The organism is Streptococcus wuxiensis (genome assembly GCF_040888245.1).
In the GTDB taxonomy this organism is placed as follows: domain Bacteria; phylum Bacillota; class Bacilli; order Lactobacillales; family Streptococcaceae; genus Streptococcus; species Streptococcus wuxiensis.
In genome coordinates this window covers 347,125-364,888 of record NZ_JBFNFE010000001.1, presented here as the reverse complement: position 1 = coordinate 364,888, position 17,764 = coordinate 347,125, and the positions used below count along the sequence as shown (strand labels likewise).

16 protein-coding genes are annotated in these 17,764 nt (G+C 38.6%); 8 read left to right on the top strand and 8 right to left on the bottom strand.

The annotated features are described in order from the left end of the window. Position 1: 1 nt before the first annotated feature. Positions 2-946 carry a ribose-phosphate diphosphokinase gene (locus AB2B47_RS01740; RefSeq protein WP_006151512.1) on the bottom strand — a complete coding sequence of 315 codons (945 nt, stop codon included), beginning with the start codon at positions 944-946 and terminating at the stop codon, positions 2-4. Between the two features lie 123 nt (positions 947-1,069). Next, a complete protein-coding gene (locus tag AB2B47_RS01735) occupies positions 1,070-1,639 on the bottom strand; it encodes a CYTH domain-containing protein (RefSeq protein WP_006152060.1) in 570 nt (189 codons plus the stop codon). 133 nt (positions 1,640-1,772) lie between these two features. Between AB2B47_RS01735 and AB2B47_RS01730 the strand changes: the two genes are divergently transcribed. The 8 genes from AB2B47_RS01730 (at position 1,773) to xerS (ending at position 9,877) form a co-directional block, all read left to right on the top strand. Beyond that, on the top strand, positions 1,773-2,444 hold the full coding sequence (locus AB2B47_RS01730; protein ID WP_036754017.1) for a GTP diphosphokinase: 672 nt from the start codon (positions 1,773-1,775) through the stop codon (positions 2,442-2,444). Further along, positions 2,428-3,246 (top strand): NAD kinase, encoded by an 819-nt coding sequence (locus tag AB2B47_RS01725; protein ID WP_320693466.1) that lies wholly within the window; start codon positions 2,428-2,430, stop codon positions 3,244-3,246. The genes AB2B47_RS01730 and AB2B47_RS01725 overlap by 17 nt, the downstream gene beginning before the upstream one ends. After that, positions 3,243-4,142: an RluA family pseudouridine synthase gene (locus AB2B47_RS01720; RefSeq protein WP_320693465.1), complete on the top strand. Its 900-nt coding sequence runs from the start codon at positions 3,243-3,245 to the stop codon at positions 4,140-4,142. Before AB2B47_RS01725 ends, AB2B47_RS01720 begins: the two co-directional genes overlap by 4 nt. Positions 4,143-4,157: 15 nt before the next feature. Continuing rightward, complete coding sequence (gene pta / locus AB2B47_RS01715; protein ID WP_320693464.1) at positions 4,158-5,132, top strand: phosphate acetyltransferase; 975 nt, start codon at positions 4,158-4,160, stop codon at positions 5,130-5,132. A 148-nt stretch (positions 5,133-5,280) separates the two neighbouring features. Further along, a complete protein-coding gene (ylqF, locus tag AB2B47_RS01710) occupies positions 5,281-6,132 on the top strand; it encodes a ribosome biogenesis GTPase YlqF (protein ID WP_320693463.1) in 852 nt (283 codons plus the stop codon). After that, entirely contained in the window at positions 6,119-6,901 is a 783-nt protein-coding gene (locus tag AB2B47_RS01705) for a ribonuclease HII (protein ID WP_320693462.1), read from the top strand. Before ylqF ends, AB2B47_RS01705 begins: the two co-directional genes overlap by 14 nt. 11 nt (positions 6,902-6,912) lie before the next feature. Continuing rightward, entirely contained in the window at positions 6,913-8,463 is a 1,551-nt protein-coding gene (locus AB2B47_RS01700) for a ClC family H(+)/Cl(-) exchange transporter (RefSeq protein WP_320693461.1), read from the top strand. A 343-nt stretch (positions 8,464-8,806) separates the two neighbouring features. Next, the gene (gene xerS / locus AB2B47_RS01695) at positions 8,807-9,877 is read left to right on the top strand and encodes a tyrosine recombinase XerS (RefSeq protein ID WP_320693460.1); all 1,071 of its coding nucleotides are present in this window, start codon (positions 8,807-8,809) and stop codon (positions 9,875-9,877) included. Positions 9,878-9,949: 72 nt separating this feature from the next. On the opposite strand, the gene AB2B47_RS01690 is transcribed toward xerS, so the two are convergent. The 6 genes from AB2B47_RS01690 to AB2B47_RS01665 all read right to left on the bottom strand — a co-directional run bounded on the left by AB2B47_RS01690 (position 9,950) and on the right by AB2B47_RS01665 (position 17,749). Next, a complete protein-coding gene (locus AB2B47_RS01690; protein WP_006151770.1) occupies positions 9,950-10,939 on the bottom strand; it encodes a lipoate--protein ligase in 990 nt (329 codons plus the stop codon). Between the two features lie 194 nt (positions 10,940-11,133). Further along, positions 11,134-12,837 (bottom strand): dihydrolipoyl dehydrogenase, encoded by a 1,704-nt coding sequence (lpdA, locus tag AB2B47_RS01685; protein WP_006151487.1) that lies wholly within the window; start codon positions 12,835-12,837, stop codon positions 11,134-11,136. A 39-nt stretch (positions 12,838-12,876) separates the two neighbouring features. After that, complete coding sequence (locus tag AB2B47_RS01680; protein ID WP_006151524.1) at positions 12,877-13,920, bottom strand: dihydrolipoamide acetyltransferase; 1,044 nt, start codon at positions 13,918-13,920, stop codon at positions 12,877-12,879. 329 nt (positions 13,921-14,249) lie between these two features. After that, entirely contained in the window at positions 14,250-15,242 is a 993-nt protein-coding gene (locus AB2B47_RS01675) for an alpha-ketoacid dehydrogenase subunit beta (protein ID WP_006152177.1), read from the bottom strand. Between the two features lie 16 nt (positions 15,243-15,258). Further along, positions 15,259-16,227: a thiamine pyrophosphate-dependent dehydrogenase E1 component subunit alpha gene (locus tag AB2B47_RS01670; RefSeq protein WP_320693459.1), complete on the bottom strand. Its 969-nt coding sequence runs from the start codon at positions 16,225-16,227 to the stop codon at positions 15,259-15,261. A 181-nt stretch (positions 16,228-16,408) separates the two neighbouring features. Continuing rightward, positions 16,409-17,749 (bottom strand): MATE family efflux transporter, encoded by a 1,341-nt coding sequence (locus tag AB2B47_RS01665; RefSeq protein ID WP_320693458.1) that lies wholly within the window; start codon positions 17,747-17,749, stop codon positions 16,409-16,411. Between the last annotated feature and the right edge of the window lie 15 nt (positions 17,750-17,764).

The following is a 17,764-nucleotide window of genomic DNA, read 5'->3' as shown; positions in this document are numbered from 1 at the left end:
TCTATTTAAATAGTGGACTAACTGGTTTTCTTTCGTGAATACGAACCATTGCATCACCAATCAATTCGCTAGCAGTAATGTATTGTACGTTTTTAGGTTTTTTACTTTCTGTCAATACAGAATCTGTAACCAAGATTTCCTTGATATTAGTTGCATCCAGTAAGTCTGCAGCACCGTCAACGAAAAGTCCATGACTTGATACTGCGTAAATGTCAGTTGCTCCGTCGCGCTCTAAGATCTTAGCGGCTTCAGAGAAGGTACGACCAGTGTTAAGAATATCATCGATTAAGATTGCTTTCTTACCTTCAACCTCTCCGATAATGTAACCTTGGCTACGTTCAGAATCATCTTGAGCATAGTCAATGATAGCAATCGGAGCATCAAGGTATTCAGCAAGGCTACGAGCACGCTTTACACCTGAGTTTTTAGGGCTGACAACAACCACATCTGGACCAGTTAAACCTTTATCAATGTAGTGTTTTGCAAATAGCGGAATTGTATAGAGGTTATCTACAGGAATATCAAAGAAACCTTGTACCTGAACAGCATGAAGGTCCAGTGTCAATACACGACTAACCCCAGCTTTTACTAACATATTTGCAACAAGTTTAGCTGTAAGAGGTTCGCGAGAGGAAGCAATACGGTCTTGACGAGCATAACCAAAATAAGGCATGACAACATTGATTGTATTTGCACTAGCACGAACACAGGCATCAACAGTGATTAAAAGTTCCATCAAATGATTGCTAACAGGATAAGAAGTAGACTGGATGATATAAACATCATAGCCACGAACACTTTCTTCGATGTTAACTTGGATTTCACCATCTGAAAATTGACGTGATGATAATTTTCCAAGCGGAACACCTGCAGCATCCGCAATTTTTTGAGCAATTTCATGATTTGATGAAAGTGAAAAAAGCTTCATATTCTTTGTATCTGACATTGATAAACCGTCCTCTATAAACTATGTGAATCAGTAAAAGAAAACATTTTATTAACAACTGTAGTCCATTACAGATTCTATTATTTTTTATCCCTTCTATTTTATCAAAAAAAGAAGATAATTTCAGTATTTTTTCATATTTTCTATAAATCTCACTAATTTAGAAGGAGCTTTCTTGTATTCGATATCATTTGCCTGTAAAAACTCCTGAAAATCAAGACTTCCTTGGTCTCCATTTTCGACTTCCAACTCTAGTTCATAATCAACAACATTAAAGTATCTGCTTTGATCAAGGGCCATGAGCCCAATAGACGTCTCTTTCTCATAACGAACAGTAGTTAAACAACCTAAGACAACCCAGCCACTTGGTGAAACACCTCGATTTGATAACTCATCAAAAATCAATCCTTGAGGGAGTTTGCATTCTTCAAGACAAGCATTGGCTTCCTCAAGAGTGAGGGCTTGATTGTATTCCATATTTCCAACTGTTTGAGGGATTTTTATGGTTAATTCGGCACTATTTTCAAATGTACGAATGCGCATGGCAATCTTATGTTGACGAAGATAAAAATCAGGTGTATCTAAGTAGTAATTTTTTTGTGTAATTGGTGTAATTTCTGAAAACTGACCTTGCAATCTCTGATATTCTTCTTTACTGAGAAGTGTTTTCATTTCAATTTCTAAATGTTTCATTTTTTCAACCTTTTCTTTATATTTGAAAGCGATTTATGGTATAATAAGCATTGTATTTATTGTATATGATTTTCATGAGAAAATCAAAAACTAGATAAATTAAACTTCATAGAGAATTGGACGTAAGAGTTATATGATTACAGAATGGGAAGAATTTTTAGATCCTTACATTCAAGCTGTCGGAGAATTAAAAATAAAACTCCGAGGAATCCGAAAACAATATAGAAAACAAAACCGACATTCTCCAATCGAGTTTGTCACGGGTCGGGTTAAACCGATTGAAAGCATCAAAGAAAAAATGGCACGCCGGGGTATTGGCTATGACACGCTTGAACAAGATTTGCAAGATATTGCAGGTTTACGTGTCATGGTACAATTTGTAGACGACGTAAACGAGGTTGTTTCTATCCTTCGTAAAAGACAGGATATGAGAGTTGTTCAAGAACGTGATTACATTACTCATCGAAAGGCTTCGGGTTATCGTTCTTACCATGTGATTATTGAGTATACGGTTGATACGATTTACGGTGCAAAAACTATTCTAGTTGAGATTCAAATTCGTACCTTGGCTATGAACTTTTGGGCTACAATCGAACATTCGCTCAACTATAAATACCAAGGAGATTTCCCAGAAGAAATCAAGGAACGACTTGAGATTACAGCCAGAATTTCACATCAGCTTGACGAAGAAATGAGTAAAATACGTGCTGATATCCAGGAAGCACAAGCGCTCTTTGATCCTTTGCACAGAAAGTTAAATGACGGGGTAGGAAACAGTGACGATACCGATGAAGAATACAGGTAAACGAATTGACCTAATTGCCAACCGTAAACCTCAGAGTCAGAAAGTTCTATTCGAGTTAAAAGAACGATTAAAGAAGAATAATTTTATCCTGAATGATAAAAATCCAGATATCGTCGTCTCTATTGGTGGAGATGGGATGTTGTTGTCTGCTTTTCATAAGTATGAAAACCAACTGGATAAGGTTCGTTTTGTTGGGGTTCATACAGGACATTTAGGTTTTTATACGGATTATCGTGATTTTGAGTTGGACCAATTGGTTACAAATTTACAGTTGGATAATGGTGCTCAAGTGTCTTATCCACTCTTAAGTGTCAAAATATTTCTCGAAAATGGTGAAGTCAAGTCTTTTCGAGCACTAAATGAAGCTAGCATTCGTCGAGCGGATCGTACTATGGTTGCTGATGTCATTATTAACCATGTTCCCTTCGAACGCTTTCGTGGTGACGGCCTAACAGTTTCAACGCCGACTGGAAGCACTGCTTATAATAAATCACTTGGTGGAGCAGTACTGCACCCGACTATAGAGGCCCTACAATTGGCTGAAATTGCTAGTTTGAACAACAGAATCTACCGCACACTAGGTTCATCAATTATTGTTCCTAAAAAAGACAAGATTGAACTAATACCAACACGAAATGACTATCACACAATCTCAATCGATAATAGTATTTATTCTTTCCGAAATATTGAGAAAATAGAGTATCAGATTGATCACCACAAGATTCATTTTGTAGCCACGCCAAGCCACACTAGTTTTTGGAATCGTGTTAAAGATGCCTTTATTGGTGAGGTGCACGAATGAGGTTTCAGTTTATTGCCGACGAACATGTCAAGGTAAAAACCTTTTTAAAAAAACACGAAGTTTCAAAAGGGTTACTTGCCAAGATTAAGTTTCGAGGTGGTGATATTCGAGTAAACGGGCATCCGCAGAATGCAACCTATCTCTTAGATATCGGAGATGAAGTCGTCATTGATATTCCGCCAGAGGAAGGATTCGAGACACTTGAAGCAATTGATTATCCTCTAGATATTCTATTTGAAGATGATCATTTCTTGATTATCAACAAACCCTTTGGAGTCGCTTCGATCCCTAGTGTCAATCATTCCAATACCATTGCCAACTTTATTAAGGGCTACTATGTAAAACAAAACTATGAGAATCAGCAGGTTCACATCGTTACGAGGCTTGATAGAGACACCTCTGGTTTGATGCTTTTTGCTAAACACGGCTACGCACACGCCAGATTAGATAAGCAGTTACAAAAAAAGGCAATCGAAAAGCGTTATTTCGCTCTTGTCAAGGGAGATGGGTATCTGGAACCTCAGGGAGATATCATAGCGCCAATAGCTCGAGATGAAGATTCCATCATTACCAGGCGAGTAGCAAAGGGCGGGAAATATGCTCACACTTCCTATAAAATAGTGGAATCATATGGGAATATCCATCTAGTTGATATTCGTCTTCACACTGGTAGAACTCATCAAATTCGAGTACATTTCTCGCATATAGGGTTTCCATTGCTAGGAGATGATCTTTATGGGGGAAGTTTAGAGCATGGTATAGAACGCCAAGCTCTACATTGCCATTACTTATCGTTTTATCATCCTTTCTTAGAAGAGCGGTTAGAGCTGGAAAGCCCACTGCCGGATGATTTCGACACACTTATAACACAGTTATCAAATAATAAATTATCTTAAAAGGAGTCAAAACTCATGGAAGTTTTTGAAAGTTTGAAGGCCAGCTTAGTTGGTAAAAATGCACGCATCGTCCTACCTGAAGGTGAAGAACCACGTATCCTTCAAGCAACGAAGCGCTTGGTAAAAGAAACAGAAGTTATCCCTGTACTATTAGGAAATCCTGACAAAATTAAAATCTATCTTGAAATTGAAGGAATTACAGACGGTTACGAAGTTATTAATCCAGAAAATTACCCACAATTTGAAGAAATGGTAGCTTCTCTTGTTGAACGTCGTAAAGGAAAAATGACAGAAGAAAAAGCGAGAGAAGTACTCAGCAATGATGTTAACTACTTTGGTGTTATGTTAGTTTATATGGGCTTGGTTGATGGTATGGTTTCAGGAGCTATTCACTCTACAGCTTCAACAGTTCGTCCAGCTCTTCAAATCATTAAGACTCGTCCGAATGTGAGCCGTACATCAGGTGCCTTTCTTATGGTTCGTGGCACTGAACGCTACTTGTTTGGTGACTGTGCTATCAACATCAACCCAGATGCTGATGCTCTAGCTGAAATTGCTATTAACTCTGCTATCACTGCTAAAATGTTTGGTATTGAACCTAAGATTGCTATGCTTAGCTATTCAACTAAAGGCTCAGGTTTTGGTGAAAGTGTTGATAAGGTTGTTGAAGCAACTAAAATCGCACACGACTTGCGTCCAGACCTTGAAATTGACGGTGAATTACAATTCGATGCTGCCTTCGTTCCGGAAACTGCAGCTCTTAAAGCTCCTGGAAGCAACGTAGCTGGACAAGCTAATGTCTTCATCTTCCCTGGTATTGAAGCGGGTAACATTGGTTACAAGATGGCAGAACGTCTTGGTGGATTTGCTGCTGTTGGACCTGTTTTGCAAGGCCTTAACAAACCAGTAAATGATCTTTCGCGTGGATGTAACTCTGACGATGTTTACAAACTAACTCTGATTACTGCATCGCAAGCTATCCATCAATAATCATTTTATCCCTCTTTTCCTCTTGGTAAAGGGGGATTTCCCTTTTTAAAAGACACAATTCACCTGCAAAAATAGCCAAAATATGGTAAAATAGTCAGTAATCATCTATGTTTTTTAGAATAAGTTTGTATGAAGAAAAGGAAATAAAATGGCAACTATTCAATGGTTTCCTGGACATATGTCCAAAGCACGACGTCAGGTTCAGGAAAATTTAAAATTTGTTGATTTTGTGACAGTTTTAGTAGATGCACGTTTGCCCTTGTCTAGCCAAAATCCAATGCTGACTAAAATCATCGGGGACAAACCAAGACTATTGATTCTAAACAAGGCAGATCTTGCAGACCCTGCATTGACAAAAGAGTGGCGTCAGCATTTTGAATCACAGGGGGTTCAAACACTCGCTATTAATTCTAAAGAGCAAATTACGGTAAAAGTCGTGACAGATGCTGCTAAGAAACTCATGGCGGATAAGATTGCTCGTCAGAAAGAACGTGGTATTCAAATTGAAACCTTGCGTACCATGATTATTGGAATTCCAAACGCAGGAAAATCAACTCTGATGAACTGTTTAGCTGGTAAGAAAATTGCTGTAGTTGGTAATAAACCGGGTGTCACAAAAGGCCAACAATGGCTTAAAACCAATAAGGATTTAGAAATTTTGGATACTCCTGGTATTCTCTGGCCAAAATTCGAAGATGAAACCGTTGCTCTTAAACTTGCACTTACAGGAGCAATCAAGGATCAGTTACTTCCAATGGATGAGGTAACGATTTTCGGTCTCAATTACTTTAAAACGCATTATCCTGAAAAGCTTCAAGAACGATTTAAACAAATGAATCTGGACGATGAGGCTCCAGAAATTATCATGGATATGACGCGTATCCTTGGTTTCCGTGATGATTACGATCGTTTTTACAATCTCTTTGTCAAAGAAGTTCGTGATGGAAAACTGGGTAACTATACCTTAGATACATTGGATGATCTCAATGGCAACGATTAAAGAAATCAAAGAAGCATTAGCAAAGATAACTGAACTTGAAAGTCCCTTATTTAAGGAATTTGAAAAAGATTCTCGTTCAGGTGTACAAAAGGAAATTGAAAAGCGTAAAAAAGCCCTTCAAGCTGAAATTGATGAAAATCTCCGCTTAGAAGCCATGCTTAGCTATGAAAAAGAGCTTTACGAGAATGGAATAAGCTTCATTGCTGGAGTTGATGAAGTTGGTAGAGGTCCTCTAGCTGGACCTGTCGTTGCTGCAGCAGTCATTCTGCCCAAAAATTGTAAAATTAAAGGTTTAAATGACAGCAAAAAAATTCCTAAGAAAAAACACGAGGAGATTTTTCAGGATGTCAAAGAGAATGCCCTAGCAATCGGTATTGGGATTATGGACAATCATGTCATTGACCAAGTCAATATCTATGAAGCGACGAAACTAGCTATGAAAGAAGCTATCTCTCAACTTGAACCTCAGCCAGAACATCTTTTGATTGATGCTATGAAGTTGGACTTGCCGATTTCTCAGACATCCATCATCAAAGGGGATGCCAACTCCTTATCTATTGCAGCAGCTTCGATTATAGCTAAAGTTACTAGAGATAAGATCATGGCAAACTATGACCAAGAATTTCCAGGTTATGATTTTTCTCAAAACGCTGGCTATGGAACTGCTAAGCATCTAGAAGGAATTGAAAAGCACGGTGTCACACCCATTCATCGCACCAGTTTTGAACCGATTAAAACACTTGTTGCGTCAAGTAAAGATAAGAATTGAGAGGGAAAATTATGGGAGAACAGTCGGAAACACTTAGTTCCAAGAAAGAATTTGCCTTTGCGTCAAGTACAATTCTATCTCAAGTAGGGCGAGGAATTATCGTTGGATTAGTTGTAGGCCTTATTGTTGGGTCTTTTCGATTTTTGATCGAAAAAGGCTTTCATATCGTTCAAGGATTTTATCATGACCAAGAGAATCTGATATGGAATCTATTGATTATTTTCCTTCTTTATCTTTTCATATGCTGGCTTAGTGCCAAATTAACACGTTCAGAAAAAGATATCAAAGGTTCTGGTATTCCTCAAGTTGAAGCGGAGTTAAAAGGTCTCATGTCTCTCAACTGGTGGAGTGTCCTCTGGAAGAAATATATTCTAGGTATCTTGGCCATTGCGAGTGGGCTCATGCTCGGGCGTGAAGGTCCCAGTATTCAGCTAGGTGCCTCTGGAGGAAAAGGAATTGCCAAATGGCTCAAGTCTAGCCCTGTTGAGGAGCGTTCTTTGATTGCTAGCGGAGCTGCGGCTGGTCTTGCTGCAGCCTTTAATGCACCGATTGCAGGGTTATTATTTGTAGTAGAAGAAGTCTATCACCATTTTTCACGATTTTTCTGGGTTTCTACCTTAGCTGCTAGTCTAGTAGCAAACTTTGTTTCCCTTCTCATCTTTGGCTTAACACCTGTGCTTGATATGCCTGATAATATTCCTCAAATGAGTCTTAGTCAATATTGGATTTATCTGGTTATGGGGATTTTTCTTGGAGTTTCTGGATATCTATATGAGAAAGCCGTTCTAAATGTCGGGAAAGTATATGATTGGATTGGGAAAAAGGTTCACGTTGACAAAGCTTATCATCCAATTTTTGCTTTTATCCTGATTATTCCTGTGGGAATATTCCTACCTCAAATACTTGGTGGGGGAAATCAGGTTGTCTTATCCTTAACAGAACAGGATTTTAGCTTCCAAATTCTCTTAATTTACTTCATTATTCGCTTTATCTGGAGCATGATCAGTTATGGAAGTGGACTACCAGGTGGAATTTTCCTACCTATTTTAGCTTTAGGATCCTTACTTGGAGCTCTGGTCGGTGTTATTTGTGTCAATCTTGGCCTTGTTAGCCAGCAGCAATTCCCTATCTTTGTGATTCTTGGAATGAGTGGCTATTTTGGTGCTATCTCAAAAGCACCTTTGACAGCTATGATTCTTGTTACTGAGATGGTCGGTGATATACGTAATCTCATGCCTTTAGGTATGGTGACCCTAGTTGCCTATATTGTTATGGATCTGCTCAAAGGGGCGCCCGTCTATGAAGCCATGCTAGAAAAAATGTTACCTGAATCAGCAACTGATGATGGAGAAGTTACCCTAATTGAAATTCCAGTATCAGACAAAATAGCTGGTAAGCAAGTACATGAACTCAATTTACCACACAACGTACTCATCACAACCCAAGTACATAATGGGAAAAGTAAGACAGTTAATGGATCTACAAGGATGTATCTAGGTGATATGATTCATCTCGTGATTCCAAAAAGTGAAATTGGAAAAGTGAAAGATTTATTGTTGTAGGATTAGTAATTTACATAACTTATGTTATGTCTTTTATATTGTTGGTCTAAAATTAGTCATTAAAATGATTTACCGAATCATATGAATCAAAACTCGATACCATTATTTAGGAATCGAGTTTTTATATTATATTCTAATAAACTGTAGAAGCTTTGGAAATTTTTAAGTCAATAAATTAATGATCAATGATTCAGTTAGCCAATCTAGACGTTTTTTAGAATTGTATAGCTTATTTGAACATTCATAAATCTCCTCTATAACATCTTTCCGAAAAACTATAATTTTCTTGAAAAATATACATGGGTATGCTATACTACTAGTATAGAAAGATTTGGAGAAAAACATGAAACGCGAGATCTTATTGGAACGAATTGATAAACTTAAACAAGTTATGCCCTGGTATGTTCTTGAATACTATCAATCGAAACTGGCTGTTCCATACAGTTTTACGACCTTGTACGAATACTTAAAGGAATACGATCGATTTTTTACTTGGGTCTTGGAATCTGGTATATCGGATGCTGACACCATGGCTAATATTCCCTTAGACGTTCTGGAACACATGACCAAGAAAGACATGGAATCCTTTATTCTTTACTTACGTGAACGTCCTCTGCTCAATGCCAATACGACGAAAAATGGGGTTTCTCAAACAACCATTAACCGTACACTTTCTGCACTTTCTAGTCTGTATAAGTATTTGACTGAGGAAGTTGAAAATGAGCAAGGGGAACCTTATTTCTACCGTAATGTCATGAAGAAGGTTGCTACCAAGAAAAAGAAAGAAACCTTGTCGGCTCGAGCTGAAAATATCAAGCAAAAGCTCTTTTTAGGGGATGAAACAGAAGGTTTCCTGAACTATATCGACCATGAGTACCCTCAAACTCTCTCAAATCGAGCCTTATCGTCCTTTAACAAGAATAAGGAGCGAGATTTAGCCATTATTGCACTCCTTCTTGCCTCTGGTGTCCGTCTCTCTGAGGCAGTTAACCTAGATCTTCGAGATCTCAATCTTAAGATGATGGTGATTGATGTTACTCGAAAAGGTGGAAAGAGAGACTCGGTCAATGTTGCTGCCTTTGCTAAACCCTATTTAGAGCAATATCTTGCAATTCGAGACAAACGTTATAAGACAGAAAAAACCGATACAGCCCTCTTCTTAACCTTGTATCGAGGTGTTCCAAACCGGATTGATGCTTCTAGTGTTGAAAAGATGGTGGCCAAGTATTCAGAAGACTTTAAAGTCCGCGTAACTCCCCACAAACTGCGCCATACTCTTGCAACCCGTCTCTATGATGCAACCAAATCACAGGTTTTGGTCAGCCACCAGCTAGGACATGCTAGCACCCAAGTAACGGACCTGTATACCCATATCGTTAATGACGAACAGAAAAACGCCTTGGATAGTTTATAAAATACATAATATAAATTATGTAAATAATAGCTACAAAAAAGAAGCTGGAAAAAACCAACTTCTTTTTTTTGTTTATTCTACAACTGCTTCAGCAATTTCTTCTGCAGTGATTCCTGCGAAGTAACGACCTAAGTTAATGGTATGAAGGGCTTTGAGGACATCTTCACGTTCGTATTTTACACCACGAAGGACATCTTCTACTGCTGCTACGTCTTCGATACCAAAGAAGTCACCGTAAATCTTGATATCTTGAATTTTTGACTCAATAACATTCGCAAAGATTTCAACCTTACCGCTTGGGAATTTAGTTCCACGACGGACGTTATACTCTGGTGATTTACCATAGTTCCAGTCCCAAGTACCAAACTTAGTTTCTTTAATGCGATTGATTTCAGCCAATTCTTCATCTGAGAATACATACTCAGTCATCTCAGGGTATTCTTTTTTCATGTATTCCAAGAGTAAATCACGGAATTCTTCAACAGTGATCTTTTCTGGCAACTCATCGATTATATTCGTTACACGAGCACGGACTGATTTAACCCCTTTTGATTCAAACTTATCTTTAGACACTTTAAGTGCGTTAGCTAGGACTGACAAATCCACGTCAAAGAGAAGACAACCATGGTGCATGATACGGCCATTGATATAGGCTTGGGCATTGCCACAGAATTTCTTACCGTCGATTTCTAAGTCGTTACGTCCTGTAAATTCAGCTTTAACACCAAGTTCAGCCAAAGTATTGATAACTGGAGTAGAGAAGCTCTTGAAGTCAAAGGCCTTGTTTTCATCTTCTTTTGAAATGATGGTATAGTTTAGGTTGTTCAAATCATGGTAAACAGCTCCACCACCACTGATACGACGGACTACTTCAATACCGTTTTCGCGTACATAGTCACGGTTAATTTCTTCGATGGTATTTTGGTGACGACCTACAATAATCGATGGTTTGTTGATCCAAAGAAGGAAGATTTGATCTTCATCAAGAAGATGCTTAAAAGCGTACTCCTCTAAAGCAATATTAAAGGCAGTGTCGTTTGAATGATTGATAATGTATTTCATAGTATTTCCAAAAATCTAGTTTTTAAAATCTGTTTATAGCAATCCAATTTTCTAAAGTGGTAAAAAGAAATGTAACGTGTTATCGTTACATTTCTCGGAAAAATTGAGACGAGAGGCTCAATTTTTAGGCATGGAACTCTATAGAGGTCGCTGCCGTCCGTACTACTTTAAGAAAATTTTATTGAAAGACTTGTTTATTTTTTCTTAGGTGAATGGATAGCCATTCCAAGAACATCAGCAAATGCTTCGTACATAACTTCAGAGTATGTTGGGTGTCCGTGGATTGTCTTAAGCATTTCTTCAACAGTGATTTCCATTTCGATGATACTTGACGCTTCATTAATCAACTCTGCAGCAGCAGGACCAATGATATGAACACCAAGGATTTCACCATATTTCTTGTCTGCAATGACTTTAACAAATCCTTGAGCAGCATCTGATGCAATTGCACGTCCGTTTGCAGCAAAGTTGAATTTACCGATTTGGACATCATATTTCTCACGAGCTTGTTCTTCAGTCAAACCAACTGCTGCTACTTCTGGAAGTGTGTAAATAGCTGCAGGAGTCAAGTTCAATTTAGCAACATGGTGATTCCCTTTGAGGGCATTTTCAGCAGCAACTTCACCCATACGGAAGGCAGCGTGGGCCAACATCTTAGTACCGTTGATATCACCTGGTGCATAAATACCAGGAACAGAAGTTTCCATGTACTCGTTAACCTTGATACGACCACGGTCTAACTCAAACTCAACTTCTCCGATTCCTTCAAGATCTGGAACACGACCTATTGAAAGAAGGGCTTTATTTGCGATGATATCATCTTTTCCTTCAACTTTGATACGGAGTTTGCCATCTTCTTCAATGATTTCTTGAAGTTTAGTACCTGTTAAGATAGTCATACCTTTGCGTTCAAGAATCAAGCGAAGGTTCTTAGATACTTCCGCATCCATTGCTGGAACAATACGGTCCATCATTTCAATAACAGTAACTTTTGAACCAAATGTCATGAAGGCTTGTCCGAGTTCGATACCGACAACTCCACCACCAATGATAACGAGGCTTTCTGGTACTTCATTCATTTCAAGGATATCGTCACTAGTCATAACAAGTGATGATTCCATTCCAGGAACGTTAATCTTGCTTACTTTTGAACCACCAGCAAGGATGATTTTCTTAGTTTCAAGCAATTCAGAACCATTTACCAAGACATTCTTATCTTTAGTAATAGTACCGATACCCTTATGAACATCAACTCCATAACTACGAAGGAGTCCTGCAACACCACCTACAAGGGTATTGACAACTTTAGATTTTGTTTCTAAAAGTTTCTCCATATCAACTGTGAAGTTAGGGTTTTCAATCACGATACCACGATTTGCTGCATGACCGATATTCTCGATGATTTCAGCGTTGTGAAGGTAAGTCTTAGTTGGGATACATCCACGGTTCAAGCAGGTTCCACCAAGTTCAGATTTCTCAACAAGAGCAACCTTACCACCTAATTGAGCTGCTTTAATGGCAGAAACATAACCAGCAGGTCCACCACCAATAACAACGATATCATAAGCATCATCGCTCTTACCATCATCGTTCGAAGCACTTGCTGCAGGTGCTGGGCTAGCTTCTGGTGCTGCTGCTCCAGCTGTTGGGATATTTTCCCCTTCTTCACCAAGATAACCGATAACTTCAGTAACAGGAACAGTCTCGCCGTCCCCTTTCAGGATAGCGATCAAGTAACCGTCTTCTTCTGCTTCCAATTCCATGCTGACTTTGTCAGTCATGATTTCCAAAAGGATTTCTCCTTCTTTTACAAATTCTCCGACTTTTTTATTCCATTGGACGATTTGTCCTTCTGTCATATCCACGCCGGCTTTTGGCATAATTACTTCTAAGGCCATATCTTACTTCCTTTATCTATATTTCTAAAAATAAATTCTCTAAACCAACATTGAGATTGGGTTTTCAATTAAAGCTTTCAAGTCTTTCATAAACTTAGCACCAGCCATACCATCTACGACACGGTGGTCAATTGTTAAACCAAGACTCATAATTGGACGAATCACGATTTCACCATTAACAACAACAGGTTTCTCAATTGTTGAGCTAACCCCAAGGATTGCTGAATTCGGTTGGTTAATGATTGGACCGAATGATTGAACACCAAACATTCCCAAGTTACTGATGGTGAAGGTTGAATTTTGCAATTCGCTAGGAGCTAATTTACCATCCAAGGTGCGTCCAATAACGTCTTTAAATGCAACTACCAACTCAGACAAGCTGAGTTTTTCAGCGTTGTAAACAACTGGTGTCATCAATCCATTATCCATTCCAACAGCCATCGCAAGGTTGACATAGTTGTGAGTGATAATTGTCTTACCATCTTCAGTTAATGAAGCATTGATGTATGGGTGTTTCATAAGAGTCTTAACAACCGCAAGTGAAAGCAAGTCTGTAACTGTAATTTTCTTGCCAGTTGCTTCCATGATTGGATCAAGAACTTTCTTACGAAGGGCAAGCATTTCAGACATATCGACATCGTAGTTAAGCGTGAAGGTTGGTGCAGTCAAGTATGACTCAACCATACGTTGAGCAATAACCTTACGCATCGGTGTCATTGGAATACGCTCGATTTCTCCATAAGGAGTTACGTTATCTGGAACTTCTTCCACTTTTTCAATCTGAGAAGGTGACTTAATCGTATCGTTTTCAATATTTTCCGGAAGGAAAGCTAAAACATCCTTCTTCATAATCTTGCCACGATGACCAGTTCCTTGGATTTCCTGCCATGCAATGTTATGTTCAAGGGCAATTCGTTTTGCAAGTGGTGAAATGCGAACCACATTAGTGTCTTTAAATGTTTCCACGTCTTCTTTGTGGACACGACCGTTTGCGCCTGAGCCAGAAATATCGTAGAGATTAATTCCTAAATCATCCGCTAATTTTCTAGCTGCAGGAGTCGCTCTTAGCTTATCATCAGCCATGACCTCTCCTATTCTATACTAAGATATTAAGGACGAAGAGGGCAATGAAAAAATAGGAGATTGACGATGTGTTCGATGAACACAAGGAAATCTATCTTTTTTTCACAGACCTCCGTCCGAATTCAATTACATGATGCAAAGGGCGTTAAAAGTCAAAGTGAAAATAGAAAACTTGACGAAAAAACTTTAGTTTCTATGAAAGTTTATCTTTTTCACACAGACTCTAGCCCGTGCTCTAATCTAAGATATTAAGGACGTAGAGAACTTTGCATCTATTAGATACAAAGCTTCTCGTCTGATTTGTTTGTTTACATAATCTATTTTATGTATTATTGTTTGTTGTGAGTTTTACGGATAGCATCTTTGATGCTTTCAACTGTTGGAATCATTGCATTTTCAAGATTTTGTGCGTAAGGCATCGGTACATCCTCACCTGCACAACGGCGAATAGGTGCATCTAAATAATCGAATGCTTCTGATTCTGAGATAATAGCTGAAATTTCACCGATAAAACCACTTGTCTTGTGTGCATCGTTGACAAGAACTACTTTTCCAGTCTTCTTAACTGAGTTAATGATGATGTCTTTATCAAGTGGAACCAAAGTACGTGGGTCAACCACCTCTACTGAAATCCCTTCTTCAGCCAATTCTTCAGCAGCTTGCATAACGCGACGTAGCATTTTACCGTATGTTACTACCGTTACATCAGTTCCTTCGCGTTTGATTTCTCCGACACCAAGTGGGATAGTATAGTCTGGATCAACAGGAACTTCACCTTTTTGGTTAAATTCTGATTTGTATTCAAGAATGATAACAGGGTTGTTGTCTCGGATTGAAGACTTAAGAAGTCCCTTCATATCAGCTGGCGTACCTGGTGCTACAACCTTCAATCCTGGGATATGAGTAAACCAAGATTCCAATGATTGTGAGTGTTGTGCTGCAGAACCTACTCCGTTACCAGCGGCACAGCGGATTGTAATAGGCACTTGACCTTTACCACCAAACATGTAACGAGTTTTAGCAGCTTGGTTGACGATATTATCCATGGCAATAACAGAAAAGTCCATGAAAGTCATATCAACGATTGGACGAAGTCCAGTCATAGCAGCACCAGCAGCTGCTCCAGAAATAGCTGCTTCGGAAATTGGACAGTCACGAACGCGTTCTGGTCCAAATTCCTCAAGCATACCTACAGATGTACCAAAGTCTCCACCAAAGACACCGACATCTTCACCCATCAAGAGTACATTTTCGTCGCGACGCATTTCCTCAGACATTGCAAGGATAATGGTATCGCGGAAAGACATTAATTTTGTTTCCATATTTCTCTACTTCTCCTTAGTCTGCGTAAATATCTTCAAAAGCTGATTCTAGTGGAGGGAATGGACTTTCTTCTGCAAACTTAACAGATGCTTCCACTGCATCCTTGACCTGAGCCTGAATTTCTTCAAGTTCTTCTGCACTAGCAATTTTATTTTCAACAAGGTACTTGCGAAGGTTTTCGATTGGATCTTTTTCCTTCCACATATCGACTTCTTCACGTGTACGATATTTACCAGGGTCTGATGATGAGTGACCAAGCCAACGATAGGTTACACTTTCGATCAAGACAGGACCTTTACCAGAACGAACATGGTCAACTGCTTTCTTAAATCCTTCGTAGACATCGATAACATTGTTACCGTCTTCGATAAACATTCCAGGAATACCGTAAGCAGCACTACGCTCATGGATATGCTTGACATTTGTCATTTTCTTAATATCAGCAGAGATTCCATAACCGTTATTGATACAGTAGAAAATTACTGGAAGATTCCAAATTGAAGCCATATTAACAGCTTCGTGGAATACACCTTCATTCGTCGCCCCATCACCAAAGAAGCAGACAACGATTTTACCAGTGTTTTTCATTTGTTGAGTAAGGGCTGCACCTACTGCAATCCCCATACCACCACCGACGATACCGTTAGCACCAAGGTTACCCGCATCTAAGTCGGCGATATGCATAGATCCACCTTTACCTTTACAAGTTCCAGTATATTTACCAAGGATCTCAGCCATCATACCATTAAGGTCAATTCCTTTAGCAATGGCTTGTCCGTGACCACGGTGGTTTGAGGTGATGAGGTCATCTTCGTTTAGAGCTAACATAGCCCCAACGTTGGCAGCTTCTTCACCAACAGAAAAGTGCGTCATACCGGGAACTTTTCCTTTTTTTACTAATTGAGCAATTTTTAAGTCCATACGACGAATTTCTTCCATCTTACGGAACATCTCAAGCAAAAGATTTTTATCTAAAGTTGACATAATCTTGCCTTTCTAAGTTTAATTTCTTATAGTTCTATTCTAACTTATAAGCTAACTAGAGTCAATGATTATGCTTGATATTTTTTCACAATATAAAAAAAGAAAAGTCAACAAAATCAAGACTTTTCTTTAAGTTAAATGGCTATTTCACAAACTGATTTCCATGGATATTTTCAACAAATTATTTGAATCTTTTCATAATAACTTGTAAACGCCACTGATAGAGTAATCCGCTGACAACTAAACTTACGATAAGACCTATCCAATATGAATAAGCATCGAGATTTGTTGAATAATCTAGAAACAAACCAAGAGGTATAGCAACTCCCCAGTATCCAAGGAGACCAAGGTAGAAAGGTATGACAGTATCTTTGTAGCCTCGTAAAATCCCTTGTAATGGTGCCGCAAATGTATCAGCTAACTGGAAAAATAAGCTATAGGTCATAAAACTAGCAGTTAGTTGAACGAACTCTGGATCATGACCATAGAGACTGGCAACATTTTTTCTAAAAACATACAGAAAAGAAAGGGTTAAAATTGCGAATGCCATAGCTGATAGTCGTCCGATTTTTATGTATTTCTTAGCATCCTCTTGACGTTTAGCACCAACCTCGTAAGAAACAACAATAGCCATTGCTGTTGAAATGCTCATAGGAAAAGCGTACATGAGAGATGAAAAGTTCATGGCAGACTGATGACTAGCTATTATCAATGATGAAAACTTCGCCATAATCAAGCCAACGGCTGAAAAAATAGCAACTTCAGCAAATACAGTCCCACCAATAGGTAACCCCAGTTTTATCGCTTCTTTTATTTTATTCCTGTCTAAAGGTAGTCGGTTTTCTAAATGTAGTTCTTTTAATTTTTCTTGTTTAAGAAGGACTAGTATAGATATACCCAACAAGGCCCAATAAGCCATAGAGGTCCCAAGTCCAGCTCCAGCTCCTCCCAACTCAGGAAAACCAAAGGCACCATAAATCAATAAATAGTTAAAACCACTATTGAGAGGGAGTAATAAAAGCATCAAATACATGGACAACCTTGTTAACCCAAGTGCATCCAGTAACGAACGAATGACACTAAAGAGTAGGAGAGGAATAATCCCTATTGCTAAAAACCATAGATAACGAACTGCTATATTTGCTACCGTCACTTCTAATCCCATATTATTTAGAACTAGAGGAGCAACCAGAAAAACTAAAACAAATAGAAAAATGGATAAGTCAAGCGAAAGATAAAGAAACTGATAGAAATCAGAAGCCACTTCTTCTTTTTTCCCACGTCCTAAATGATGTCCAACTATTGGAACTAAGGCAGAAACAATACCTGTTAAAAAAGTAAAGAAAGGATTCCACAAGCTAGTAGCCATTGAAACACCAGCTAAATCAATAGTATTGTACTGGCCGGTCATGGTTGTATCGACAAAGGAAGCCGAATAATTTGCGAATTGATAAACCAAAATAGGGAAGAAAATCTTAAGAAATAAAATGAACTTGTCTTTAAAATGATCGGTTTGATACATACAGACTCTCTCTAA

What these genes read in the sequence shown, in the direction of transcription:
- xerS (WP_320693460.1), top strand. Translation starts at nt 8,807, where the DNA reads ATGAAACGCGAGATCTTATTGGAACGAATTGATAAACTTAAACAAGTT.
- AB2B47_RS01680 (WP_006151524.1), bottom strand. Translation starts at nt 13,920, where the DNA reads ATGGCTGATGATAAGCTAAGAGCGACTCCTGCAGCTAGAAAATTAGCG.
- lpdA (WP_006151487.1), bottom strand. Translation starts at nt 12,837, where the DNA reads ATGGCCTTAGAAGTAATTATGCCAAAAGCCGGCGTGGATATGACAGAA.
- ylqF (WP_320693463.1), top strand. Translation starts at nt 5,281, where the DNA reads ATGGCAACTATTCAATGGTTTCCTGGACATATGTCCAAAGCACGACGT.
- AB2B47_RS01690 (WP_006151770.1), bottom strand. Translation starts at nt 10,939, where the DNA reads ATGAAATACATTATCAATCATTCAAACGACACTGCCTTTAATATTGCT.
- AB2B47_RS01740 (WP_006151512.1), bottom strand. Translation starts at nt 946, where the DNA reads ATGTCAGATACAAAGAATATGAAGCTTTTTTCACTTTCATCAAATCAT.
- AB2B47_RS01675 (WP_006152177.1), bottom strand. Translation starts at nt 15,242, where the DNA reads ATGGAAACAAAATTAATGTCTTTCCGCGATACCATTATCCTTGCAATG.
- AB2B47_RS01665 (WP_320693458.1), bottom strand. Translation starts at nt 17,749, where the DNA reads ATGTATCAAACCGATCATTTTAAAGACAAGTTCATTTTATTTCTTAAG.
- AB2B47_RS01670 (WP_320693459.1), bottom strand. Translation starts at nt 16,227, where the DNA reads ATGTCAACTTTAGATAAAAATCTTTTGCTTGAGATGTTCCGTAAGATG.
- pta (WP_320693464.1), top strand. Translation starts at nt 4,158, where the DNA reads ATGGAAGTTTTTGAAAGTTTGAAGGCCAGCTTAGTTGGTAAAAATGCA.
- AB2B47_RS01735 (WP_006152060.1), bottom strand. Translation starts at nt 1,639, where the DNA reads ATGAAACATTTAGAAATTGAAATGAAAACACTTCTCAGTAAAGAAGAA.
- AB2B47_RS01720 (WP_320693465.1), top strand. Translation starts at nt 3,243, where the DNA reads ATGAGGTTTCAGTTTATTGCCGACGAACATGTCAAGGTAAAAACCTTT.
- AB2B47_RS01725 (WP_320693466.1), top strand. Translation starts at nt 2,428, where the DNA reads ATGAAGAATACAGGTAAACGAATTGACCTAATTGCCAACCGTAAACCT.
- AB2B47_RS01705 (WP_320693462.1), top strand. Translation starts at nt 6,119, where the DNA reads ATGGCAACGATTAAAGAAATCAAAGAAGCATTAGCAAAGATAACTGAA.
- AB2B47_RS01730 (WP_036754017.1), top strand. Translation starts at nt 1,773, where the DNA reads ATGATTACAGAATGGGAAGAATTTTTAGATCCTTACATTCAAGCTGTC.
- AB2B47_RS01700 (WP_320693461.1), top strand. Translation starts at nt 6,913, where the DNA reads ATGGGAGAACAGTCGGAAACACTTAGTTCCAAGAAAGAATTTGCCTTT.